We start from the raw sequence: 23996 nt of genomic DNA on the forward strand, positions 1-23996 counted from the left end.
CTGATTGCAGGAAAGCCGATTACAGGGAGATACCAGAGAAGGACATGAAGCCCAGCGCCATCAGACCGGCGGTGATGAAGGTGATGCCCAGACCACGCAGGCCTTCCGGAACATCGGAGTACTTCATCTTCTCGCGGATACCCGCCAGCGCAACGATCGCCAGCATCCAGCCTGCCCCTGAGCCCACGCCGTAGACCACAGACTCCACGAAGGTGTAGTCACGCTGCACCATGAAGGAGACGCCACCGAAGATGGCGCAGTTCACGGTGATGAGCGGCAGGAAGATGCCCAGCGCGTTGTAGAGAGCCGGGAAGTACTTGTCCAGCGCCATCTCCAGGATCTGTACCAGCGCTGCGATCACCCCGATAAAGGTGATGAAGCTCAGGAAGCTCAGATCTAGGTCAGGGGAGAGAGCTCCGGCCTTCAGCACGTAGTTGTAGATCAGGTTGTTGACCGGTACGGCGATGGTTTGCACCACGATAACGGCAATACCCAGACCCATGGAGGTCTTGACCTTCTTGGATACCGCCAGGAAGGTACACATCCCCAGGAAGAAGGAGAGTGCCAGGTTTTCGATGAAGATCGATTTAATCAACAGACTCAGATAGTGTTCCATACCTTAATCCTTCGCCTCCACCTGCTTGGGATCCTTGGTGCGCACGCCCCAGATGATCAGACCAATGATGAAGAATGCACTCGGCGGCAGCAGCAGGAGGCCGTTGGGTACATACCAGCCACCGTTGTTCACTAGCGGCAGCAGCTCGATGCCAAACCAGGTGCCGGAGCCCAGCAGTTCACGCACGGTCGCGACACTCAGCAGAATGGCGCCATAGCCCAGACCGTTACCGATACCATCTAGGAAGGAGGGGAGCGGCGCGCTCTTCATGGCGTAGGCTTCGGCGCGGCCCATCACGATACAGTTGGTAATGATGAGACCGACGAAGACTGACAGCTGCTTGGAGATGTCATAGGCATACGCCTTGAGCACCTGGTCAACCACGATAACCAGCGAGGCGATGATCGCCATCTGGGCAATGATCCGCACGCTGTTCGGGATCTGGTTGCGGATCAGGGAGATGAACAGGTTTGAGAAGGCGGTGACCGCCATGACCGCAAGGGTCATTACAAACGCTGTCTTCATCTGGCTGGTAACCGCCAGTGCGGAACAGACACCCAGCACCTGCAAGGCGATGGGGTTGTTGCCCAGCACTGGAGTCAACAGCAACTTTTTCATTTCGCTCTTGTCAGCCATTGTTGATTTCTCCTGCACGAACCTTGGCCAGGAAAGGACCGAAGCCCTTGGGACCCATCCAGAAGTCAAAGGTATGCTGTACACCGTTACCGGTCAGGGTAGCACCGGAGAGACCGTCGATCTCGTGCTCGGAGCCCGCCGGAGCGTGACCCTTGATGACGCGCAGCGCCGGCATGCCATCCTGATCGAACAGCTTCTTGCCGACAAACAGCTCGCGCCAGGCCGGATTTTCGATCTCGCCACCCAGACCCGGGGTTTCACCGTGGTCATAGTAGGTGATGCCCTTGATGGTCTGGCCATCAGCGGCAACGGCGACGAAGGCATACATGGTCGACCACAGACCCTGACCGTAGATGGGCAGGATGATGCTGTCGATCTTGCCTTCGGCATCCTTGGCGAAGAATACCGGGATCTGCTTGGAGATCTGACGCAGGCTGGCCTTGTCGTCAGCGGCGGCAAGACGGATGCTGCGGGCCGGATCTTTGGCTGCCTGCTTGGTGTCGAAGTTGTCGGCATCGCCGTCAACAAAGTCACCGGTCGCCAGATCCACCAGACGCGCTTCGATCTTCTCGCCATACAGTTTGGCCAGGTCGCGCTTGGCCACTTCGCTCACATCCACACCGGCTACGGCGAGAATGTTGCTCTGCTTGTCCAGCGCCTTGTTTTCCTGCTGGGTAGAACGCAGGCCCACAGCGGCAACGGATACCACGATGGAACAGGCCAGACACAGGCCGGTGACCACGCTGACGGTGCCGAGGGTTGAATCTTTATTAAACGCCACGAGCAATCCTCCGCTTGATGTTTGCCTGAGCGACGAAGTGGTCAAACAGGGGAGCAAACAGGTTCGCAAACAGAATGGCCAGCATCATGCCTTCCGGGAACGCTGGGTTGACCACGCGAACCAGCACGACCATTACGCCGATCAGGGCGCCATACCACCACTTGCCTTTGTTGGTAAAGGCTGCGGAGACAGGGTCGGTCGCCATGAAGGCCATACCGAAGGCGAAGCCACCCAGTACCAGATGCCAGTGCCACGGCATGTTGAACATGGGGTTGGTATCGGAACCGATGACGTTGAACAGCAGGGAGGTGGCGATCATACCGATCATCACGCCGGCGATGATGCGCCAGGAGGCGATGCGCATGTAGACGATCATGGCGGCACCCAGCAGGATCATCAGGGTAGAGACTTCACCGATGGAACCCGGCAGGTTACCCAGGAAAGCGTCCATCCAGCTGATAGCCTGGCCGGTAGCACCGTTGATCAGCGCCATCTGGCCGCCTTGGGCCCACTGGCTCAGGGCTGTTGCGCCGGAGAAGCCGTCAACGGCAACCCACACGGCGTCACCGGAGATCTGGCCCGGGTAGGCGAAGAACAGGAACGCACGACCAGCGAGCGCCGGGTTCAGGAAGTTCTTGCCGGTACCACCGAACACCTCTTTGGCCATCACCACACCGAAGGTGATACCCAGCGCAGCTTGCCACAGGGGCAGCTCGGGCGGCACGATCAGGGCAAACAGGATGGAGGTCACGAAGAAGCCTTCGTTGATCTCGTGTTTGCGCACCATGGCGAACAGCACTTCCCAGAAACCACCGACAAAGAAGACGGTGATGTAGATCGGGAAGAAGTGGGTGGCGCCAATCAGCATCTTGCTGCCGATACCGGCAACAGCCGGATCGAGGGAGGCGCCCAGCATGGTAGCCAGGGCATATTGCCAGCTGCTGGCACCAGCAGCCGAACCCATGTGGGCAATGGCGGCAATCGCCTGGTTACCAACGTTGTACATGCCCCAGAACATGGCCGGGAACACGGCCAGCCACACCATGATCATCATGCGCTTCAGATCGAGCGCATCACGAACGTGGGAGGCGTTGCGGGTAACGCTACCCGGGGTGTAGAACAGGGTGTACGCCGCTTCGAACAGGGCATAGTACTTTGCGTACTTTCCACCCGGTTCGAAGTGGTGTTCCATATTTTCAAGAAGTTGCTTGAAACTCATCGCTTAACCTTCCAGTTCAATCTTGGTCAGGCACTCACGCAAGATCGGGCCGTACTCTGTCTTGCCAGGGCAGACAAAGGTACAGAGCGCCAAATCTTCCTCATCCAGCTCCAGGCAGCCCAGTGCTTGCGCACCGTCGGTATCGCCGGAGACCATGTCCCGCAGCAGCAGGGTCGGCAGGATGTCGAGTGGCATCACCCGCTCATAGTTGCCGATAGGCACCATGGAACGGTCACTACCGTTGGTAGTGGTGGTGAAGTTGATCAGCTTGCCCTTCATCAGATGAGAGAGGGTGGTACGGGTGATAGAGAACTTGTTGGCGCTGGGGTTGATCCAGCCCAGGAACTCTTTCTCGCGACCTTCACCCAGCACGCAAACCTGATTGTGGTAGCGGCCCAGGTAGTCGTGAACACCTTCGGCTTTGGCACCACTCAGGATAGAACCGGAGATGATACGGTTTTCGTCGGCACGCAGCTCATTGTTGGTGAGCTGGCTGATGCAGGCGCCCAGACGGGTACGCAGCAGACGCGGCTTGAGCACGTTCGGGCCAGCCAGCGCGATCACCTTGTCAGTGAAGATCTGACCGGTGGTGAACAGCTTGCCGAATGCGATCACATCCTGATAGTTGATGTGCCACTGCACCTTGGTGCTGCTGACCGGATCCAGGAAGTGGATATGGGTACCCGGCAGACCGGCAGGGTGCGGACCAACGAAGATCTCTTCCTTGACCTGAGCCAGCGGAGAGTGGGGCAGACTGCCTTCGCCTTTACAGACGTAGACGGCGCCGTCGGTCAGGCGGGTCAATACGGCCAGACCATCGAGGAAGGCCTGCGGCTGTTCCTTGATAATCAGCTCGGCATCGGCTGCCAGCGGGTTGGTGTCCATTGCAGTCACAAAGATGGCGCGCGGGGCAGACGCTACCGCGGGGACTTTGCTGAACGGACGGGTACGCAACGCAGTCCACTGACCTGATGCGACCAGGATCTCTTGCACCTTGCTGCGCTCGAGCTTGGCCAGCTCGGCAGAGGCAAAATGCTCAAACGTCACCTGTTCATCGGAACCGTCGAGGTCGATGACCACAGACTGGAGAACACGTTTGGCACCACGGTTGATCTCTGAAACCACACCGGTGGCAGGAGCTGTGAATTTAACGCCCGGATTCTTCTTGTCTTCAAAAAGATCCTGACCTTTGATGACGCGATCACCTACTTTGACGAACATAGTAGGTCGCATCCCCACAAACTCCTCGCCCAGTGTCGCAACACGGGTGATGGCGGGGCCATCGTAGATTACTTGCTCTGGCGCACCCAGCACGGGGATGTCCAGTCCTCTTTTGATTGTAATCATACTTACTTGCACTACCGTTACGGGAGAGGTTGGTTAGCGCCGAGAAATACATCACGACGGGTGGTTGAATGAGTCGATGTTGTGGTTGTGCCAGGTGGGCAGGCTCAACAATTATTCAACATGCAGGCTCACTCAAAAGCGCTTGAGTTTACCACTTAAGGTGCATTTTCTGCCATGCCAAATGGGCAAAATCCCCGTGCCATCACAAAATTAACCTGCAATGAATAAGCCCCTGACACCTTGTAAGTAGTGGTTTTAAAGGTTTTTTTATTTCGATACCTCGATGGGGGTATTTGCCGTTGCCTCCACTATCAGCAAAAAGCCTTGATGTCGAAATATACCCCCTTGGATGTAGCCTTTTCGGGGCCAATGGGGGAAATATGTTTAATTTTTGTTGGCAGGTTCTCGAGGGGAATCCTGTGGTACAACCGGTTTCAGGAGAGTGACGGTTTGCCAACGCAGCTCGGGGTGCGCGGGGCGCGGCCTTTTTCCTGCCACTCGGTCTCTGTGTAGGTATGCAGTGCCAGTGCATGAACGGCACCGGCCAGCTCGTCGGCCAGCACCGAATTGACCTGACGATGACGGGCCAGCAGCCGCTGCCCTGCAAATTGCTCGCTGACGATCACCACCTTGAAGTGGCTCTCAGATCCCGGTTCCACACGGTGCATGTGGCTCTCGTTGATCACCTCCAGCACGGAGGGAGAGAGGGCGGCGGTCAGCTTGGCTTCAATCAGTTGTTGGATGGTCATCGGATCGGCTTCCAGAGTGAATGTCTGGCCATTCTATCGGCAGTCGCGGGATGGAATAAGCCCCCGTAAGAGGGAAATCACCCGTCAGTTGTCCCCTTGATGCGCATCGAACTGGTGAAATTCCTGCTCCTCGCTAGAATAGCGCCACTTTGCGTCGCCCCTGGCGCCTGTATACACGAATCAAGCCGAGGTTGGACTCTTCCTATGCAAACCCTTCTCGACACTCCCCATTGCCAGCTCACGCTCTACCGCTATCCGCGCCAGAGTCAGGAGACCCTGCAAGCCTGGGATGCGGCTGACGAATACCTGATCAACACCCTGGTGGAGTCTCCCCTCGAGCAGGCGGGCCCCGTCATCATCATGAATGACGGTTTTGGCGCGCTCGCCGCCTATCTGCATCCGCACTCCCCCTGCTGCGTCACCGACTCCTACATCAGTGAGCGGGCGACCCTGGCCAATTTGGCCGAAAACGGACTGGATGCGGGTGGTATCCGCTTGCAGGATGCGCTGGCACCGCTGCCCGATGCCCCAGCACTTGTGGTGATCAAGGTCTCCAAATATCAGGCTCTATTGGAGCAGCAGCTGCTGGCATTGCGTGCGGTGGTGACACCGGCAACCCGCGTTATTGCTGCCGGCAAGGCGAAGGATATTCATACCTCCACCCTCAAGTTGTTCGAGAAGTATTTGGGGCCTACCCGTACCTCGCTGGCCTGGAAGAAGGCGCGCCTCATTCACTGCGAGCCGCAGGCAGAACGTCCCGCGCTGGCCAACCCCTTCCCGACTGTCTGGCCGCTGGAGGGGAGTGGCATGCTCATCCACAACCATGCCAACGTCTTCTCGCGCACCAGTCTCGATATCGGTGCCCGCTTTATGCTGGACAACCTGCCCATCCACAGTGCCCGCAAGGTGATCGATCTGGGCTGTGGCAACGGGGTGCTGGGTCTGTCGCTGCTCGCCAAAGACAGCGAGGTGGAGGTGACCTTTATCGATGAATCCTATATGGCAGTCGCCTCGGCACAGCTCAACGTCGAGCACAATCTGCCTGATGCACTGCCGCGTGCCCGCTTTATGGTCAATAACTGTCTCGACGGGGTGGCGGTCGGCTCGGCGGATCGGATCCTCTGCAACCCTCCTTTCCATCAGCTACAGGCGATCACCGATCATATCGCCTGGCAGATGTTCAGCGATGCGCACCGGGTGTTGCCTCAAGGGGGTGAACTCTGGATAGTAGGCAACCGTCATCTGGACTATCACAACAAACTCAAGCGCTTGTTTGCCAACGCACAAGTCGTTGCGTCGAACAGCAAATTCGTTATTTTGAAAGCCATCAAACGCTAAAGCCAAAGGAAACCATGATGAAAAAGTCACTCTTGCTGCTGGCCGCCCTGATGCTGGGCGGGTGTGCCACTCATTGGCCGGAGACAGCGCTGCTCAATCCGCAGGTGATCCCCGCCAACCAGCAATACTACTCTGGCAATCGCATCACCATGGAAGGGGTAGACAAGCGTGAGGCTGCCTACGTCTTCTCCATCAAACATAAAGAGAAAGCGCCCGTGCTGGTCAACAGCGAGCGTCCGCTCAACCTGCTGATGGCCGAGCGGCTGGCCGAAGGTCTGCGCAGCCAGGGTCTGGAAGTGGGCAACAGTGGCACCACCAACCTGACGCTGGTGATTTCCAACGCCGCAGTCAATGTGGAAGAGAAGACCTTTACCTATGTCACCAAATCCCGCGTCAGCCTGCAGGTGATCGCCGATTTTCAGGGCAACCGTCTGACCAAGCAGTTCAACATGTCCTCCAGCAAGGAGAGCCCGAGCGAGCCAAGCATGGCCGACCTGGAGTCTACACTGAACCTGCAACTGGGTAGCGTGCTGCAGCAGATCATGGCGGATGACGCGCTGCGCGGTTACCTGAAAGGTCAACCGAACGGTGCAGGGGTCTGATGATGAAAAAACTCTGGTTGCTGGCCATGCTGATCGCCCCGCTGGCGTTCGCAGGCCCGAAAGTCAGAATGGAGACCAACCACGGCAATATCGTGGTGGAGCTGGCTCCTAAGCAGGCGCCCCAGACGGTGAAGAACTTCCTGCGCTACGTGGCTGATGGCAGCTATGACGGCAGTATCTTCCACCGGGTGATCCAGGATTTCGTGGTGCAGGGTGGGGGTTACAACCAGCAGTTCCAGCAGCTGCCGACTTATGAGCCGGTGGTCAACGAGTCGCGTGGCGGTCTGCCCAACAAGCGTGGCTCCATCGCCATGGCTCGCACCCAGGCGGTCGACAGCGCTACTCGCCAGTTCTACTTCAATCTGGTCGACAACAATAACCTCAACGCCGGTGGCGCCGCGGGTTATACCGTGTTCGGTCAGGTGGTGCAGGGGATGGAGGTGCTGGACAAGTTGGCCCAGGTACAGACCGGTTACAGCCCCATTTTGCGTGCCAATGATGTGCCGACCAGTCCCATCATTCTGAAGAAGGTGTTCTTGCTGGCAGAAACTCCGGCAGACAAGAAAGTCGACAAGAAAGCGGGCAAGTAACTCTCGCCGGACGCGGTTCGTCACCTCGCCTCGTCAGATCACAATACAAGGCTCATCCCGTTCGGGATGGGCCTTTTCTCTATCCGGGCTTCTTTTGCCTATCTCTTTGCTTGCCTTGGCTATCTGCCATCAACCTGCCAAAATGACGCACTTTTCCAAAGTCGTCAGGTAGTTGAATATGATCCGCACACCGAGTTGGCGGGAATCGCTCGCTGTTTATCTCGAAGCCCGAGTACTCATTCTCTTTGCCATGGGCTTTTCATCGGGTCTGCCGCTGTTGCTGGTATTTGGCACCCTCTCATTCTGGTTGCGCGAGGCCGATGTCAGCCTGACCGATATCGGTTACATGAGCTGGGTGGCGCTCGCCTACGGCTTTAAATGGATGTGGTCTCCGCTGGTGGATCGCATGCCATTACCACTGCTTTCGAGACTGCTGGGGCGTCGTCGTAGCTGGATGCTCTTCTCCCAACTGCTGATCGCTGGTGCGCTGGTCGGTATGGCACTTTGTGATCCCAAGAGCGGGTTGACTCATTTGGCCTTGTTCGCCCTGCTGGTGGCCTTTGCCTCGGCGACTCAGGATATCGTGATCGACGCCTATCGCATCGAATCCGCGCCCGAGCGACTGCAGGCTGCGATGGCGGCCTCCTACATGACTGGCTACCGGTTGGCGATGATCATCGCCGGTGCCGGCGCATTGGCGCTGGCAGCCTGGTTTGGCAGCAACAGCGGCTATGACTATCGTGGCTGGCAGATCACCTATCTGGTGATGGCCGGTCTGATGTCACTCGGGGTGATTACCACGCTGTTCTGCCATGAACCTGATATCGATCTGGCCGGTCAGGGCAGACAACAGGCAGAGCGCAAGGCACTGCTGCAGGAAAAGGGGTGGCCCGCCCCCTTGGCAAGTGCCGGAGCCTGGGGTTATGAGGCGGTCTGGAGTCCGTTTGCCGACTTCTTTCGCCGTTATGGTCGCTCGGCGCTGCTTATCCTGTTGCTTATCGCCTGTTACCGGATTGCGGATGTGGTGATGGGGGTGATGTCCAACAGCTTCTATGTGGATATGCAGTTCAGCAAGACCGAAGTCGCCACTATCACCAAGGTGTTTGGCGTTATCATGACGCTGGTGGGGGCGGCACTGGGGGGCGTGCTGGTGATGCGCTTTGGCACGCTGCGGATCCTGTTTCTCGGGGCGCTGCTCACCGCCAGCACCAATCTGCTGTTTGCCCTGCTCCATCAGGTTGGTCACAACCTGGAGCTGCTGACCCTGATCATTTCGCTCGATAACCTCAGCGCCGGCATCGCCACCGCAGCTTTTGTGACCTATCTCTCCAGCCTGACCAATGTGGCGTTTTCAGCGACGCAATACGCCCTGTTCAGCTCGGTGATGTTGCTGCTGCCCAAGTTGTTGGCCGGTTTTTCGGGGCAGGTGGTGGAGCAGATTGGCTACAGCGCCTTCTTTGTCGGCACCAGTTTGTTGGGCTTGCCCGTGTTGTTGTTGATTGTGCTGGTCGCCCGTAAAGGGGGTGAGTTGTTCTCAGTTGCTGACAAATAGCAAGCGTTTGCGTAGAATCGGGGGTGATTAGATTCACACTTCCGGATAAAGTTCCCGAGAAGTTGTTTCACCCCCAATTTTATTTGATTAGAATTCCTCTCGCTCCTTGTGGGCAGGCTACGGAAAACCTCAACTAACGCACAAGAGACCAATAAAATGGCCAAATTTACCAAGACTCTGATCGCTACCGGTCTGCTGGCTGCTGCCGCAACTCCAGCCTTTGCTGCTGACTACAGCGGTGATATCCACAAGAATGACTACAAGTGGATGCAGTTCAACGTCATGCACACCATCGACCAGCGCCCTTTCACTACCGGTGAAGAGGACTACAACGATACCTATTTTGAGATGGAGTTCGGTGGTCGCTCCGGCCTGTTTGACCTGTACGGTTACGTCGACGTATTCGATATTTTCGACTCCCGTCACAGCAATAAACACCATGGTCAGAACCTGTTCATGAAGTTTGCACCGCGTATGTCTCTGGATGCGCTGACAGGTAAAGATCTCTCCTTTGGTCCTGTGCAAGAGCTTTACATTGCCAACCTGAACAACGTTGGTGACAAGCAGATGGAAAACCAGCTGGGTCTGGGTGCCGATGTGATGGTTCCCTGGTTTGGCAAGGTTGGCATGAACCTGTATGCACGTCACGCCACCGAGAACCAGTTCTTCACCGAAGAAGAAGGTGAGTGGAACGGTTATCAGTTCTCCATGAACTGGTTCAAGCCTTTCTATACCTTCGGCAATGGCAGCTTTGTCTCCTACCAGGGTTATCTGGATTATCAATTCGGCCTGGATACCCATGACCGTGCTGACCGTACCAGCGACAACCTGGCCACCTTCCACGGTATCTACTGGCACTCCGATCGCTACGCGGTTGGTTATGGCCTGAAGTATTTCATGGATGCCTACGGTACCAAAGATGGCTCCAAAGCCTACGACGGTACCCCGTGGAAGAGCACCGGCTTCAGCCACTACTTCTCTGTTACCTACAAGTTCTAATAAAACTTGGGGAACAAAAAACCGGAGCATTTGCTCCGGTTTTTTTATGCTCGGACGATTAAAGAAGAGGAGAAGGGAGAGCCCTTCTCTCCCATCATCAGTCGCGGAAATTCTGAAACTGCATCGGTTGGCCCAGGTCGGCGCCACGGACCAGTGCCATGGTCTCTTGCAGATCGTCACGCTTCTTGCCGGTGACACGTACTTCATCACCCTGGATGGCGACCTGTACCTTGATCTTGGAGTCCTTGATCAGCTTGACCAGCTTCTTGGCGATCTCTTTCTCGATCCCCTGTTTGAACTTGACGGTCAGGTGGAAGCGTTTGCCGGAGTGAACGGAGTCACCCACTTCCATGGAGCTGTTTTCGATGTTGCGCTTGAGCAGGGCGCCGCGCAGAATTTCAACCATCTGCTTGAGCTGGAAATCGGCATCGGCTTCCAGTTTTACCTCTTCCTTGTTCAACTCGAAGCTGGCTTCTACCCCACGAAAATCGAAACGGGTGGCCAGTTCACGATTAGCGTTGTCGACAGCGTTCAACACCTCGTTCATTTTGACTTCAGAGACAATATCGAATGACGGCATAGCCGAAGCTCCTCATGTTGCGTTATCGGGGGCCAAATCTACCAGAAATACGGCAAATTTGCTGATTTTGATGGGAGTGCTCTGCTAGAATCCCCTGCGCACAGGAAGATTGGACCCGTTAGTGTCCGTTCGCGCTATTTTTCATTTATTCCCGGTAACAGGTTGAGAGGATTGCAACCCTTACCCTGACAGAGTCACATCATGCCAAGCGGATTAAAAAATTCCCGACAACCCGTTATGCCACCTGCAGCGCCCAAGTGGACACTGCTCGGGTGCGGAGCTCTCGGCGGCGTTTTTGCCTCCCTGTTGACCATCAGTGGTCAATCCACTCGAGTCTTGTTGCGTGAGCATCATCAATCTACCCTGCACCCCGGATTTGACTTTACTTCGCTGGAGGGGCAGGTACAGCTGCTCAATATCGAACGTGCATTTGCCAGCCAGCCGGGAAAAATCCAGCGTCTGTTGGTGATGACCAAGGCCAGTCAGGTGGTTGGCGCCCTAGCTCCACTGGCTGGCAATCTGGATGCTGGCGTGCCGATCGTACTGCTGCACAACGGGATGGGGATTGCCGAGAAGGTGGTCCAGATGTTCCCGCATAACCCGGTGATTGCCGGGGTGACCAGCCATGGTGCCATGAAGGCGGGCCATTTCGTGTTCCGTCATACCGGCAAGGGGGAAACCTGGTTGGGGCCATTTAACGAGGCGGCCAAGGCTCATGCATCACTGGCAGATGAGTTGGCGCAGGCATTGGGTCAGGCGGGTTGGGATGAGCAGATAGTGGCACGCCAGTGGCAAAAGCTGGCCATCAACTGTGCCATCAATCCCCTGACGGCCCTCTACAAGCTGAAAAATGGCGAGCTAGCTGGCCCCCGTTTTGCCGATGCCCTGCAGCAGATCTGCGTGGAGGTGGCGGATGTGATGTGCGCCGAAGGAGTTGCAACAACGGCAGAGGAGTTGCAGCGTCGGGTGATGACAGTGGTGGAACTGACAGCTGACAATTACTCCTCCATGCATCAGGATATGGAGCTGGGACGCGAGACCGAGATTGAGGCCATCACCGGCTTCCTGTTGGCCAAGGCTGCCCGGCATGGCATTGCCGTACCGGTCAATCAGGGTCTCTATCAGGCGATTAAAGAGAAGAGTCAGGCCGTCTGATCTTTTACATGGCAGAGCAAGCTGCAAGGAGGCGAACGTGAGTGTACTGGTGCTGGTGGCCCCCGGGTCGGAAGAGATAGAGACGGTCGCGATTGTCGATACCCTGGTGCGCGCCAGCATCGAGGTGGTGCTGGCCTCTTGTTGCCCAGCCGGATCGCGGCAAGTGAAGGCATCGCGCGGGGTACAGCTGGTGGCTGATTGTCATATCGACGAGCTGACCCGTCGGGACTTTGAAGCCATCGTGGTACCCGGTGGTTTGCCCGGCAGCGAAGTGATCCGCGATACCCCGCTGGCCATCGAACGGCTCAAAGAGCAGGCCGCTCTTGGTCGCTGGCGCGCAGCCATCTGCGCCGCCCCTGTGGTGGTGTTGCAACATCACGCTCTGCTGGATGATGCCATCGTCACCTGTCATCCCGGCTTTCAGTCCCGACTACCGACATCGCAACTGTCACATGAGCGGGTCGTCAGGGATGAGGCTCATCGCCTTATCACCAGCCAGGGGCCGGGCAGTGCCATCGAGTTTGCGCTTGAACTGGTTCGGGTGCTGCGTGGGGATGATGTGGCTACCGCCGTGGTTGGCCCTATGGTGCTGCCTTGAGCGCACTCTGTTGCTGAATCAAACTAGCCATGCTTTGAAAACCGGGCCCCGGTCATCTTGATCGGGGCCCGTTTGTTATCTGCCGTTGTCGGTCACGCCATCTTGTCCGGCTCAGTAGTCGTATTGTGAACACTGTTTCTTGCTGTATTCCTCACGCCAGCGTGCCAGCTCTTCCTGAGTGCCCAGCGTGTCTCCTTTCTTGATGGCCTGTTCCAGTATCTCAATCCGGTCGAACAGCCAGCGGCACTCCGCCGTCGGGTTGTTCTTGCCGATGCCGGTCAGCGGCAGCACACAGAGTCCCAGCCAGAGATATTTCATTCCGAACGCTCCTTGTCATTGTGGTGGTGAGGGTCTCTTTAGAGTCTATCGTTTTAGCCGTAACGAGAGAGATAGAGCTGTGGTTATCCTTGGGGTAAGATGATGCCATGTCTGTTTATTTATACAGTGGTATGCGCAAGATCATCCATATCGACATGGACTGCTTTTTTGCCGCGGTGGAGATGCGGGATAACCCCGCATTGCGGGAAGTTCCGCTTGCGATAGGGGGGGCCTCCGAGCGGCGCGGCGTCATCTCGACCTGCAACTATGTGGCGCGCCGGTTCGGTGTGCGCTCCGCCATGCCGAGCGCACTGGCGAAAAAACTCTGCCCGCCGCTGGTACTGATCCCTGGGCGAATGGCGGTATACAAGGATATCTCCCGTCAGCTCAGGGCAATTTTCCTGCGCTATACCGATCAGGTTGAACCACTGTCGCTGGACGAGGCTTACCTCGACGTGACCCACAGTCGTTGCTGTGGCGGCAGCGCCACCCTGATGGCGCAAGAGATCCGGCAAGCCATCGTCACCGAACTGGGATTGACCGCCTCGGCTGGAGTGGCCCCCAACAAGTTTCTCGCCAAGCTCGCCTCGGAGCAGCGCAAGCCTGATGGTCTGTTTGTCATTCGTCCCGATGAAGTAGCCGAATTTGTTTGCCAGTTGCCCCTCGGCAAACTGCCCGGGGTGGGGCGCAAGACTGCCGAGCGGCTGGAGGCGCAGGGGCTATACACCTGCGAAGATGCCCGAGCCTTGTCGGCAGAGGAGTTGTGCCGTCGCTTTGGCAAGCTGGGCGAAATGCTGACGACCCGTATCTGGGGGCTGGATGAACAGCCGGTGCAGGCGCACCGGATCCGCAAAACCATCGGGGTGGAGACCACCCTGGCAAGCGATCTCTGTGACGAAGAGGCCTGTCTGAAGGTATTGCAGCAACTGCTGCCTGAGCTGGAACGGCGATTTCAGCTGGCGTGTCCTGCCGAGCAGGTGATGGGCCAGGGGATTAAACTCAAGTTTGCCGACTTCCATCAGACTACCGTCTATCGCAGCCAGGGGGGCTATCAGGCCGCATTGTTCACACCACTGCTCAAGGAAGGGCTGCTGCGGGCGCAAGGGCGTTCGATACGTCTGCTGGGATTGGTAGTCGGGCTACCGAAGGAGGGAGAAGTAAACCAACTCTCGCTGGATTTGCTATGAGATGGTTAAGTTTTTGTTTATAAAGTCGATAATCTACCTGTATCTGCATGAAGTAGGAATATTGGCATGAATGCTCTTTCTGTCCAGGGACGGATTACCCTGATCGCCGGTTGCTGTCTGCTGGTCACGGCCGCTGCGCTGGTCACCTCCTCTATTTATAACGCGAGCAAGATGCAGTCCCAGGTGCGGCAAGCCACCATGCATGAGGCACAGCTGTCAGCCGAAAACAGGATGAAAGCGATGGGGTCAGAGCAGGCCGCCAAGGTGACCAGCTATCTTGATGAAGCCTATTTTCGTGCCAGTCTGCTGGCCGAGAGCGTGCTGTTCCAGCGCAAGAATGCGGCCGACAACTTCGTTCATTCGGAGGCGCTGCGCGGGGCTATCAATCAGCAATTGCACGATGCGGCAGCCTCATCGACCAACCTGCTCGGCGTCTATGCGGTATTTGAGCCCGATCAGCTGGATGGGGAGGACAGCAACTATCAGGGCTCTACGGAACTGGGCTCAAATGACAAGGGGCGTTTTTCCAGTTACTGGGCCTATGACAACGGCAAGATAGAGCCGGAAGTGCAGAATGAGGATGTACTGGCCGATGAGAGCCCGACCGAGGCTGGTGGCATCGAAAACGAGTGGTATCGCTGCAGCATTCGCACCCGTGCCCTCTGCCTGCTGGAGCCCTATCTGGACGATGTGGGCGATAAACAGATATTGATGACCTCGGTGACGGTCCCGCTACTGGAGCAGGAGACCTTGCTGGGGATGGTCGGGGTCGATATCTCGCTGGCCACTTTGCAGAGTCTGGTCAGTACCATGGACAAGGAGCTCTATGACGGCAAGGGCAGAATCTTGCTGGTCAGTCACGAGGGGCGTGTGGCGGGAGCCGATGAGTTCGATGTGACCATGGGGCGTGGGCTGGATCAGAAGTATCAGGGGCTGGCCAGCGAGCTGAAAGGCTGGCTCAGTCAGGGTCAGGAGCTGACTCGCTGGAGCAGCGATGGCACCTTGTTGCAGACCTTTGTCCCGGTATCCATGCGTGGCACCGACCGTAAATGGGGCATCTACATTGAATTGCCACGGGCCGTAGTGCTGGCCTCGGCCCAGCAACTGCAAGATGAGCTGGCCAGTGAGGCCAATCGCAGCGTAGTCTCGCAGCTGTCAATCGGGGTGCTGATCTCGCTGGTGGCCCTGAGTTTTATCTGGTTGATGGCGCGCCAGATTGTGGCGCCCATCCGCGCCGTGGTTGCCCGCCTCAAGGATATCGCCAGCGGTGAGGGGGATTTGACCCAGCGTATCGAGATCCAGCGGCAAGACGAGATCGGCGAGCTGGCCACCTGGTTCAACAGCTTCCTCAACAAGCTGCAATCCACCATCAGTCAGGTGATTGATACCGTCTCCGGCACCCGCAACAGTGCCGAGCGCGCCGCGCAAGTGGCTGAGCGCACCAGCAGCGGCATGCAGGCCCAGTATCAGGAGATCGATCTGGTGGCGACGGCATTTGAAGAGCTGAGTGCCACGGCGTTGCAGGTCTCCGGTAATGCCGGCTCGGCGGTGGCGGCCGCCAACACCACTGATAGCGCGGCGCAAGAGGGCAAATATGTCGTTGCCGACACCCAGGAGGCGATGCGCAAGCTGATGACCATCATCAACGATGCCCAGCCGGTAGCCGAGCATCTCTCGGCCAACAGCGGCAACATCAATGACATCCTAATCGTAATCCAGGGGATTGCCGAGCAGACCAACCTGTTGGCACTCAATGCGGCCATTGAAGCGGCGCGAGCCGGTGAACAGGGCCGTGGTTTTGCCGTGGTGGCAGACGAGGTACGCAATCTGGCCGGTCGCACCCAGAATGCCATCGTCGAGATCCAGACCCTGATCAGCCAACTGCAATCCGGTACCGGCGCCGTGGTCAAGGCTATCCGCGATGGTCATGGTCAGGCTGACGAGACGCTCGCCAAGGTGGATCTCTCGGTGCAGGTGCTGGAGCAGATTATCCAGTCGGTCTCCACCATCCATCAGATGAACGAGCAGATTGCCCGGGCGGCGCAGGAGCAGAGCCGGGTGGCGGACGAGATAAACCGCAACGTCAGCAACATTCGCGATGTGAGCCACACCATTCGGGCCGAGGCGGCGACCTCCGCCGAAAATGGTCGCGAGCTCTCTGCGCTGGCGGATAAACAGCTGCAGCTGGTGGGGCAGTTCAAGGTATAGAAGGGATGAAAAAAGGCGCCATCCAGCTGGAGGCGCCAAACACATTCAGATGACAGACTGGGTCAAACCGGTGAGATTTGAGCCCCTCTTCCCGCAGAGGAAGAAACACAACACCACAATCACAGTCGAAAGGCTCACTAAAAACACATGTAAACCAGCACGTAGTAGAAAATGTGAGCCATATGACGACTGATTGCTGGGCGAATTATGTTTATTCACTGGTCGACCCGCAACCGACAAATTATAATGCGCCCCATTAGAAAAACTCATCGTCGGCTGGTGTCATGTCTCGTCGTTTACCCCCGCTCAATGCCCTCAAGGCCTTTGAAGCTGCGGCTCGTCACTTAAGCTTTACCCGCGCAGCAGAAGAGTTGTTTGTGACTCAGGCTGCCATCAGTCACCAGATCAAGGCGCTGGAGGAGTATCTTGGCATCAAGTTGTTCCGCCGCAAAAACCGCTCCTTGTTGCTGACCGAAGAGGGGCAGGGCTATTTTCTGGATATCAAGGACATCTTTGCCTCCATCTCGGAAGCGACCGACAAGCTGCTGGCCCGCAGTGCCAAGGGGGCGTTGACTGTCAGTTTGCAGCCGAGTTTCGCCATCCAGTGGTTGGTGCCGCGGTTGGTCAAGTTCAGCGAGCGCCACCCCGATATCGATGTACGGATCAAGGCGGTTGATCTCGATGAAGGGTCGCTTACCGACGATGTGGATGTTGCCATCTATTACGGGCGCGGCAACTGGCCGGGTCTGCGCTCGGACAAGCTGCATACCGAATACCTGATCCCGGTCTGTTCTCCCTTGCTGCTGACCGGGCCCAAACCGCTGCGTACGCCGCAAGATTTGACTCTTCATACCCTGCTGCACGATACCTCCCGCCGCGACTGGAAGGCGTGGTTCCGCCAGCTCGACATCGATGCGCCCAACGTCAATCAGGGCCCCATCTTCAGCCACTCCACCATGGTGATCCAGGCGGCGATCCACGGTCAGGGAGTGGCACTTGGTCACAGCGTGCTGGCTCAGCCCGAGATTGAGGCTGGTCGCCTCATCTGTCCGTTCGAGCAGGTGTTGGTGAGTAAGAATGCTTTCTATCTGGTGTGCCAGGAGCAGCAGTCGGATCAGGGCAAGATCGTTGCCTTCCGCGACTGGATGCTGGAGCTGGTGGAGCAGGAAGAGGCGCGTCGCAGGGCAAGGCTCGCCGATGCATGAGGTGATCCGCGAGGGGGCAGTTGATGCCCCCGTTCGCATTTTGCTGGCCCACGGGGCAGGTGCAGGGATGGATCACCCCTTTCTTGCCGAGTTGTCACGCCTGCTGGCCGGGCCGGATATCGAAGTGGTGCGCTTCAACTTTCCCTACATGACCAAGCGAGCACAGGATGGCAAGCGCCGCCCGCCTGACAGGGCGCCTGTGCTGCTCGCTCATTGGCGCGACATGATCCGTGAGTTTGCCCATCCACGGCTGTTTCTGGCGGGCAAGTCGATGGGCGGGCGGATGGCGGCGGAACTGTATAGCGAAGGCGAGGGTGAGATGAATGCTGCAGGATTGCTCATTCTCGGGTATCCTTTCCACCCTCCGGCCAAGCCCGACAGCTGGCGAGGCGAGGTACTCAAGCACATTGCAGTACCAACCCTGCTGTTGCAGGGGGAGCGCGATACCTTCGGTAGTCGCGCCGAACTGGCCGATTTCCCCTTCTCACCCGCCGTATCGGTCCATTGGTTGACCGATGGTGATCATGGTTTCAAACCGCGTAAAGCCAGTGGCGTGAGTGAGCAGGAGAATATGCAGCATGCAGCGGCGGCCATCAGCCATTTTGTGGCCCGGCATGGATAGCACGAGAGGGTTGGCTTTATTGCCAGCCTCGATGAGAGAGGGAGAGTGAGGATGCAGATCCATCGACATTGGCTGATACTGGCCGGTCTCTTCGGGTTGACGGCCACCATGCTGGGGGCTTATGGCGCCCATGGATTGGCGGCGACCGGCATTACGCCCGAGCGTCTGGCGGCATTCACTACCGCCGTGCAATATCAGTTTTTTCACGCATTGGCCCTGCTGGTTCTGGGCTGGTGTGGTGTGCGCAGCAGGGTGATCCACCTGGCTGGCACCGCTTTTGTGCTGGGGATCATCGGATTCTCCGGCAGTATTTACGCCATGGTGCTGCTTGGCAGCAAGGGGCTGGGGTTGATTACCCCGGCCGGTGGCCTCTGTTTTATGTTGGGATGGACGGCCCTGATCTGGGCTGGCTGTCGTCTTGGAGGAAAAAATGAATAATCTGCTGCTTTATTGCCGCCCCGGTTTTGAGAAAGAGGCGGCTGCAGAGATCACCGAGCGTGCCGGTAACATGCAGTGCTACGGTTTCGCCCGGGTCAAGGACGACAGCGGTTATGTGATCTTCGAACTGTATGACGAGGAGCAGGCGGACCTGCTGGCTCGCAAGCTGCCATTCCGGGAGCTCATCTTCATCCGCCAGATGCTGGTGGTCACCCATGAGCTGAAGGAGCTGGATGTCGCGGACAGGATCTCCCCGATCCTTGAGGCGGTGAGTGACTACACCATTTGCGGTGATCTGCGGGTCGAAACCGCGGACACCAACGAAGCGAAAGAGCTGTCGGCCTTCTGCCGCAAGTTCACCGTGCCGCTTCGTCAGGCGCTGCGCAGCAACGAGATCCTGACCAAGAAGGAGACGCCAAACCGTCCGGTGTTCCACGCCTTCTTCATGGCCAATGATCATGTCTTGCTGGGCTACTCCTATTCGTTCAACAACTCCGGATTCCACATGGGGATCCCGCGCCTGCGCTTCCCGGCCGATGCGCCGAGCCGCTCCAGCCTCAAGCTGGAGGAGGCGTTTTACGTGTTCGTGCCGCGGGAAGAGTGGGATGTGCGTCTCTGCTCAGGCATGAAGGCGGTGGATCTGGGTGCCTGTCCGGGTGGCTGGACCTATCAGCTGGTGCGTCGTGGCATGATGGTGACGGCGGTCGACAACGGCATGATGGCCCAATCCCTGATGGATACCGGTCAGGTCAAGCATATCCGGGATGACGGTTTCGTCTGGCGTCCGAGCAAGAAGAACACCTACTGGCTGGTGTGCGACATGGTCGATAAACCGGCGCGGGTCGTTCACATGATTGCAGACTGGTTCCGTGAGGGCGACTGCCAGGAGGCGATGTTCAACCTCAAGCTGCCGATGAAGAAGCGTTATGCTGAATCGGTACACAATATCGAGGTGTTGCGCGAAATGCTCAAGGAGATCGACAACGCGTTCGTGATCCAGGCCAAGCAGCTCTATCACGATCGAGAAGAGATCACCGTGCATGTTTACAACAAGTACTGGGTCTCCAAACTCGAGCCCAAGGCGTGATGTAGCAGTTCTGCCTGTACGATAAATACCAAGGCCGACAGGGAAAGCTGTCGGCCTTTTGCTATTCGGCTGCCGGAAAATATCAGAAACGGTAATCGAGGCGCAGGGAGGATTCGTCGTCGGTCACCTTGATCTCTATCTGCAGCGGGATGGTTTTGTCTACCGGATTGAACTGCATCTTTATCCCGTCTCCTCTCAGCCTGAGGGCGGTGTTCATTCCGCCAGCCTTGAACTTGACCTTGGGTCTGAAGCGTTCGACCGACAGACTGACGCTCTTTTCCGGGGTCAGATTAAGCTGCGGGTAGGAGGTGATCTTTTGATTACCAAAGTTGTCGGTGGAGACTTCAATACCAAATGACAGGGGTTTGGGTGCCTTGAGCAGGTCGTTGGTATCCAGGCTTGAACGCCATACCTCGGTGGCAGTCCGTTTTTCCTGCTGTGGCAGTTTGGCAGTTTGGGTCTGTTGATCCTGTTCGAAGGCACTTGCAGTACCACACACCAGCATCAGACCCGAAACCAGATAGCACCCGTATCCCTTCATGAAAAACACTCCCTGTTCTTCTTCTCTATTGAACATAGTTGCTGTTTAGGGAGTGGCAAAGGATTCGGAAATATAAAAAAGGGAGCCGAAGCTCCCTTTTAAAATCAATTAATTAACTCACAGGCGATCGATGATGGCCTGGGTGAATTCGCTGGTGGAAGCCGTGCCACCCAGATCGCGGGTGACCCGATCACCGGATTCGATGGTGGCTCGTACTGCCTCGCGGATCCGCTCTGCCTTATCCTGCATGCCGAGGTACTCCAGCATCTGAATGGAGGCGAGGATCACCGAGGTCGGGTTGGCGATATTCTTGCCAGCTATGTCAGGCGCAGAACCGTGGACCGCTTCGAAGATGGCCGCGCCATCGCCGATGTTGGCGCCGGGCGCCATGCCGAGACCGCCAACCAGACCGGCGCAGAGATCCGAGAGGATGTCGCCGAACAGGTTGGTAGTGACCATGACATCGAAACGCTCCGGATACATCACCAAATTCATGCAGGCGGCATCGACGATCATCTCTTCGCTCTGGATATCCGGGTAGTGGCTGGCGATTTCACGTGCCACTTCGAGGAACAGGCCGGAGGTCGACTTGAGGATGTTCGCCTTGTGGATGATGGTGACCTTCTTGCGACCTTCCTGACGGGCCAGCTCGAAGGCGAACTTGACGATGCGCTCGGCCCCTTCGCGGGTGATGATGCTCATCGCCTCGGCGCTCTTGTTGTCATCACTGCGCTTCTGGCCTACACCCGAGTACATCCCTTCGGTGTTTTCACGCACTGTGATGATGTCGATGTTGTCGTAACGGCTTCTGGTGCCCTTGAAGGAGATGACCGGGCGCACGTTGGCGTAGAGGTTGAACTTCTTGCGCAGGGAGACGTTGATGGAGGTAAAACCGCCGCCGACCGGTGTGGTCAATGGCCCTTTCAGGCTCACCTTGTTCTTCTCAATCAGATCCAGGGTGGATTGGGGCAGCAGCTCGCCATGCTTCTCGAGGGCAACCAGACCCGCATCAGCGTATTCGTACTCAAAGTCACAACCCGCATGGGTCAGGATCTGGATGGCTGATTCAATGATGCTGGGGCCGATGCCGTCGCCGGGGATCACGGTAATTTTTCTTTTGGACATGAGAGGGTTCCACTTCCAGGGTATAGGGGAGGATGGGGCTGTTTTATAGCATTTACTCAGCAAACCAACCACATTCCTTTACATTCTACTCACTTTCATCAACAGCGAGGGTGAGTCTCGTCATGGTTCGCCCCCTTGCCTGCATTTTTGTTCGGCCATTTAGTCCGGCTGGGGCGGGTAGCGGATGTCCCGCAGGTTGAATCCCAGTGGAATATCCCGCTGCAAGCGCACCAGCCGCTGGGCCAGCAGGGCCTCATCCTGATGCTGGCGCAGCTTGAGCAGTGGCTTGGCGGCATCCTCTTGCTGACAGGCTTCGAGCATGGCTGCCAGATTGCCATATTGCTGCAACAGCTGGGTGGCGGTCTTGGGGCCGATCCCCGGAACCCCCTTGATATTGGAACCGCTGATACCGGTCAGGGCCCAGAAGTCGACCAGCTGAGCAGGGGCTACCCCATATTGCTGCTGGACGAAGGCGGCATCCAGCCAGCGTTTGTTGAAGTAGTCGCGTACCCGGATCTGCGGGCAGATCAGTTGGCAGAAGCCCTTGTCGGTGGAGATGATGGTCGCCTGATGGCCATGGCTGGCGATGCCGCTGGCCAGGGTGGCGATAAGGTCATCCGCTTCATCGGTCTCGGAGAGCAGGGCATCGACACCGCACTCCCAAAAGGCATCCTGCAGGGTCGCCAACCCCTCACGCAGTTCAGGGGGCATGGGGGTTCGCCCCTCCTTGTAGGCCGGATAGACCTCTTTGCGCCAGCTATGCACCTCGCCATCAAACACGGCAATGACATGGGTTGGCTCGCTATTGGCCAGCAGCTTGCGGCAGGTATTGATAAGGTTGGCGCGAGTTGCAACCAGCGCCTGGGCAGGGGTCAGTGCCTGCTGGGCCTGTACCGCGTGCAGACGGCGAATGAGATTGAGGGCATCGATGATGAGCAGGTGTGGCCGGATAGCTGACATGGGGCACTCTTGGCGGTAGGGACGCCCCATTGTAACAAACCGCTCGCCTTATGGGGGATTGATGGCAGTCGGGAAGGCATTGAGCCAATAAAGAGGGGCGCCGATGCGCCCCTCTGTCGATGATGTATCTGTACCCTAGCGGACGATTTCGTAGCAGGGCACATACTGGCTGCCCGGCAGCTTCATCCGCTGCTGCTTGACGAAACTCTCCAGCAGCTTGTCCATCAGGTGCATCAGCTCCTTGTCGCCGTGCAGCTTGAAGGGGCCTTTCTTCTCGATGGCGCGAATGCCCCCTTCCTTGACGTTGCCGGCGACGATACCGGAGAAGGCACGACGCAGGTTGGCTGCCAGCAACTGGGGCGGCTGGTTGCGGTGCAGATCCAGACTTGCCATGCTGGCGTGATCCGGCTCGAAGGGGAGCTGGAACTCCGGTTCAATCTTGAGGGACCAGTTGAAAGAGTAGGCATCGCCGACCGATTTGCGGTATTCGCGGATTTTCGGCATCGCCTCTTTCATCACCCGGGCCACTTCCGGTGCATCGCCGACAATGATCCGGTAGAGCTTGGTCGCCGGTTCACCTAGGGTCGCCTTGATGAAGTCGTCGATGGCACGGAAGTAGTCGGCACTCTCTTTCGGGCCGGTCAGGATGATGGGCATCGGCTGCCGCTCGTTGGCCGGATGCATCATGATGCCGAGCAGATAGAGCAGCTCTTCGGCGGTGCCGACTCCGCCCGGGAAGATGATGATGCCATGGCCGAGGCGCACGAAGGCTTCCAGCCGTTTCTCGATATCCGGCAGGATCACCAGCTCGTTGACGATGGGGTTGGGCGGTTCGGCCGCGATAATGGAGGGCTCGGTCAGGCCGATGTAGCGCCCGTTGCGTACCCGTTGTTTGGCATGGCCGACGGCGGCCCCCTTCATCGGACCCTCCATGGCGCCAGGGCCACAGCCGGTACAGATGTTCAGCTCACGCAAGCCCAGTTCGCTGCCCACGGCGCGGGTGTACTGGTACTCGATCTCGTTGATGGAGTGGCCACCCCAGCAGACGATCAGGTTGGGATCGGCGCCAGGCAGGATCACCTTGGCGTTGCGCAGGATGGCGAACACCACGTTGGAGATATGAGTCGAATTGGTGAGGTTGACCAGCCGGTTCGATTCAAGCTGGTTGGAGACATAGAGAATGTCGCGCAGCACCGAGAAGAGGTGCTCCTGAATACCACGAATGATCTCGCCATCGACGAACGCGTGCTCGGGGGCGTTGAACAGTTCCAGCTTGACCCCGCGCTCGCGCCGGATCACATGAATGTCGAATGATTTGAAGCGCTCCAGGATCTCCTTGGAGCTGTCGGTATGGCTGCCGGAATTGAGCACCGCCAGCGAGCAGTTGCGAAACAGTTGATAGATATCGCTGGAGGCAGTCTGCTTGAGGCGATCCACCTCAAGCTGTGACAGCAAATCCATGCTGCCAACGGGATTGATGTGCGTAATCATAGGTTCCCCTTTACTCACTTGTTATCGTTGTGTTTTTTCCCTGGGGAGAAAA

25 protein-coding genes are annotated in these 23996 nt (G+C 57.5%); 13 read left to right on the forward strand and 12 right to left on the reverse strand.

All coding sequences use genetic code 11. The features are described 5' to 3' along the window. Positions 1-19 precede the first annotated feature (19 nt). The 6 genes from nqrE to G5182_RS11830 form a co-directional block, all read right to left on the reverse strand. Positions 20-616, reverse strand: a complete 597-nt coding sequence (nqrE, locus tag G5182_RS11805; RefSeq protein ID WP_227341212.1) for an NADH:ubiquinone reductase (Na(+)-transporting) subunit E — start codon at positions 614-616, stop codon at positions 20-22. A 3-nt stretch (positions 617-619) separates the two neighbouring features. Then, positions 620-1252, reverse strand: a complete 633-nt coding sequence (locus tag G5182_RS11810; protein ID WP_033114212.1) for an NADH:ubiquinone reductase (Na(+)-transporting) subunit D — start codon at positions 1250-1252, stop codon at positions 620-622. After that, the gene (locus G5182_RS11815; RefSeq protein ID WP_421172778.1) at positions 1245-2033 is read right to left on the reverse strand and encodes a Na(+)-translocating NADH-quinone reductase subunit C; all 789 of its coding nucleotides are present in this window, start codon (positions 2031-2033) and stop codon (positions 1245-1247) included. Before G5182_RS11815 ends, G5182_RS11810 begins: the two co-directional genes overlap by 8 nt. Next, positions 2023-3252: an NADH:ubiquinone reductase (Na(+)-transporting) subunit B gene (locus G5182_RS11820; protein ID WP_005338642.1), complete on the reverse strand. Its 1230-nt coding sequence runs from the start codon at positions 3250-3252 to the stop codon at positions 2023-2025. Before G5182_RS11820 ends, G5182_RS11815 begins: the two co-directional genes overlap by 11 nt. Before the next feature lie 3 nt (positions 3253-3255). Beyond that, positions 3256-4599 carry a Na(+)-translocating NADH-quinone reductase subunit A gene (locus tag G5182_RS11825; protein ID WP_005349684.1) on the reverse strand — a complete coding sequence of 448 codons (1344 nt, stop codon included), beginning with the start codon at positions 4597-4599 and terminating at the stop codon, positions 3256-3258. A 434-nt stretch (positions 4600-5033) separates the two neighbouring features. Then, positions 5034-5348 carry a BolA family protein gene (locus G5182_RS11830; RefSeq protein ID WP_421172780.1) on the reverse strand — a complete coding sequence of 105 codons (315 nt, stop codon included), beginning with the start codon at positions 5346-5348 and terminating at the stop codon, positions 5034-5036. A 204-nt stretch (positions 5349-5552) separates the two neighbouring features. Here G5182_RS11830 and G5182_RS11835 point away from each other — a divergent pair, with 204 nt between their 5' ends. The 5 genes from G5182_RS11835 to G5182_RS11855 all read left to right on the forward strand — a co-directional run bounded on the left by G5182_RS11835 (position 5553) and on the right by G5182_RS11855 (position 10429). Further along, a complete protein-coding gene (locus G5182_RS11835) occupies positions 5553-6686 on the forward strand; it encodes a methyltransferase (RefSeq protein ID WP_421172781.1) in 1134 nt (377 codons plus the stop codon). A gap of 17 nt (positions 6687-6703) precedes the next feature. Continuing rightward, complete coding sequence (locus G5182_RS11840; RefSeq protein ID WP_005349692.1) at positions 6704-7288, forward strand: YajG family lipoprotein; 585 nt, start codon at positions 6704-6706, stop codon at positions 7286-7288. A gap of 2 nt (positions 7289-7290) precedes the next feature. Then, positions 7291-7878, forward strand: a complete 588-nt coding sequence (locus G5182_RS11845; RefSeq protein ID WP_335830618.1) for a peptidylprolyl isomerase — start codon at positions 7291-7293, stop codon at positions 7876-7878. A gap of 172 nt (positions 7879-8050) precedes the next feature. After that, positions 8051-9430 carry an AmpG family muropeptide MFS transporter gene (locus G5182_RS11850; protein ID WP_421205914.1) on the forward strand — a complete coding sequence of 460 codons (1380 nt, stop codon included), beginning with the start codon at positions 8051-8053 and terminating at the stop codon, positions 9428-9430. Between the two features lie 156 nt (positions 9431-9586). Continuing rightward, complete coding sequence (locus G5182_RS11855; RefSeq protein WP_216951901.1) at positions 9587-10429, forward strand: outer membrane protein OmpK; 843 nt, start codon at positions 9587-9589, stop codon at positions 10427-10429. A gap of 97 nt (positions 10430-10526) precedes the next feature. On the opposite strand, the gene G5182_RS11860 is transcribed toward G5182_RS11855, so the two are convergent. After that, entirely contained in the window at positions 10527-11009 is a 483-nt protein-coding gene (locus G5182_RS11860) for a YajQ family cyclic di-GMP-binding protein (RefSeq protein ID WP_216951900.1), read from the reverse strand. A 201-nt stretch (positions 11010-11210) separates the two neighbouring features. On the opposite strand from G5182_RS11860, the gene G5182_RS11865 reads away from it, so the two are divergent. Beyond that, positions 11211-12164, forward strand: coding sequence for a ketopantoate reductase family protein (locus G5182_RS11865; protein WP_421254404.1), 954 nt, complete (start codon positions 11211-11213; stop codon positions 12162-12164). Positions 12165-12201: 37 nt separating this feature from the next. Then, positions 12202-12762 carry a DJ-1 family glyoxalase III gene (locus G5182_RS11870; protein WP_421252004.1) on the forward strand — a complete coding sequence of 187 codons (561 nt, stop codon included), beginning with the start codon at positions 12202-12204 and terminating at the stop codon, positions 12760-12762. A 111-nt stretch (positions 12763-12873) separates the two neighbouring features. Here G5182_RS11870 and G5182_RS11875 read toward each other — a convergent pair whose 3' ends face one another. Next, complete coding sequence (locus tag G5182_RS11875; RefSeq protein ID WP_245131523.1) at positions 12874-13080, reverse strand: hypothetical protein; 207 nt, start codon at positions 13078-13080, stop codon at positions 12874-12876. A gap of 131 nt (positions 13081-13211) precedes the next feature. Here G5182_RS11875 and dinB point away from each other — a divergent pair, with 131 nt between their 5' ends. From dinB to rlmM, 6 genes are all read left to right on the forward strand, one after another. Further along, positions 13212-14267 (forward strand): DNA polymerase IV, encoded by a 1056-nt coding sequence (gene dinB, locus G5182_RS11880; RefSeq protein WP_421231409.1) that lies wholly within the window; start codon positions 13212-13214, stop codon positions 14265-14267. A 66-nt stretch (positions 14268-14333) separates the two neighbouring features. Next, positions 14334-16475: a methyl-accepting chemotaxis protein gene (locus tag G5182_RS11885; RefSeq protein WP_421252003.1), complete on the forward strand. Its 2142-nt coding sequence runs from the start codon at positions 14334-14336 to the stop codon at positions 16473-16475. A gap of 284 nt (positions 16476-16759) precedes the next feature. Beyond that, positions 16760-17680 (forward strand): transcriptional regulator GcvA, encoded by a 921-nt coding sequence (locus G5182_RS11890; RefSeq protein WP_005338622.1) that lies wholly within the window; start codon positions 16760-16762, stop codon positions 17678-17680. Next, positions 17673-18302 (forward strand): alpha/beta family hydrolase, encoded by a 630-nt coding sequence (locus tag G5182_RS11895; RefSeq protein ID WP_227341196.1) that lies wholly within the window; start codon positions 17673-17675, stop codon positions 18300-18302. The genes G5182_RS11890 and G5182_RS11895 overlap by 8 nt, the downstream gene beginning before the upstream one ends. A 51-nt stretch (positions 18303-18353) precedes the next feature. Further along, entirely contained in the window at positions 18354-18740 is a 387-nt protein-coding gene (locus tag G5182_RS11900) for a DUF423 domain-containing protein (RefSeq protein WP_421252002.1), read from the forward strand. Next, positions 18733-19827, forward strand: coding sequence for a 23S rRNA (cytidine(2498)-2'-O)-methyltransferase RlmM (rlmM, locus tag G5182_RS11905; protein ID WP_139405780.1), 1095 nt, complete (start codon positions 18733-18735; stop codon positions 19825-19827). Before G5182_RS11900 ends, rlmM begins: the two co-directional genes overlap by 8 nt. 82 nt (positions 19828-19909) lie before the next feature. Here rlmM and G5182_RS11910 read toward each other — a convergent pair whose 3' ends face one another. From G5182_RS11910 to ppnN, 4 genes are all read right to left on the reverse strand, one after another. After that, a complete protein-coding gene (locus tag G5182_RS11910) occupies positions 19910-20368 on the reverse strand; it encodes a hypothetical protein (protein ID WP_043819010.1) in 459 nt (152 codons plus the stop codon). 117 nt (positions 20369-20485) lie between these two features. After that, the gene (locus G5182_RS11915) at positions 20486-21493 is read right to left on the reverse strand and encodes an isocitrate dehydrogenase (RefSeq protein ID WP_421231396.1); all 1008 of its coding nucleotides are present in this window, start codon (positions 21491-21493) and stop codon (positions 20486-20488) included. Between the two features lie 159 nt (positions 21494-21652). After that, positions 21653-22453, reverse strand: coding sequence for a flap endonuclease Xni (xni, locus tag G5182_RS11920; RefSeq protein ID WP_216958970.1), 801 nt, complete (start codon positions 22451-22453; stop codon positions 21653-21655). A gap of 135 nt (positions 22454-22588) precedes the next feature. Further along, complete coding sequence (ppnN, locus tag G5182_RS11925) at positions 22589-23944, reverse strand: nucleotide 5'-monophosphate nucleosidase PpnN (RefSeq protein WP_019445906.1); 1356 nt, start codon at positions 23942-23944, stop codon at positions 22589-22591. Positions 23945-23996 lie beyond the last annotated feature (52 nt).

It is taken from the genome of Aeromonas sp. 600948 (assembly GCF_049174875.1).
GTDB classification, from domain to species: Bacteria; Pseudomonadota; Gammaproteobacteria; order Enterobacterales; family Aeromonadaceae; genus Aeromonas; species Aeromonas veronii_A.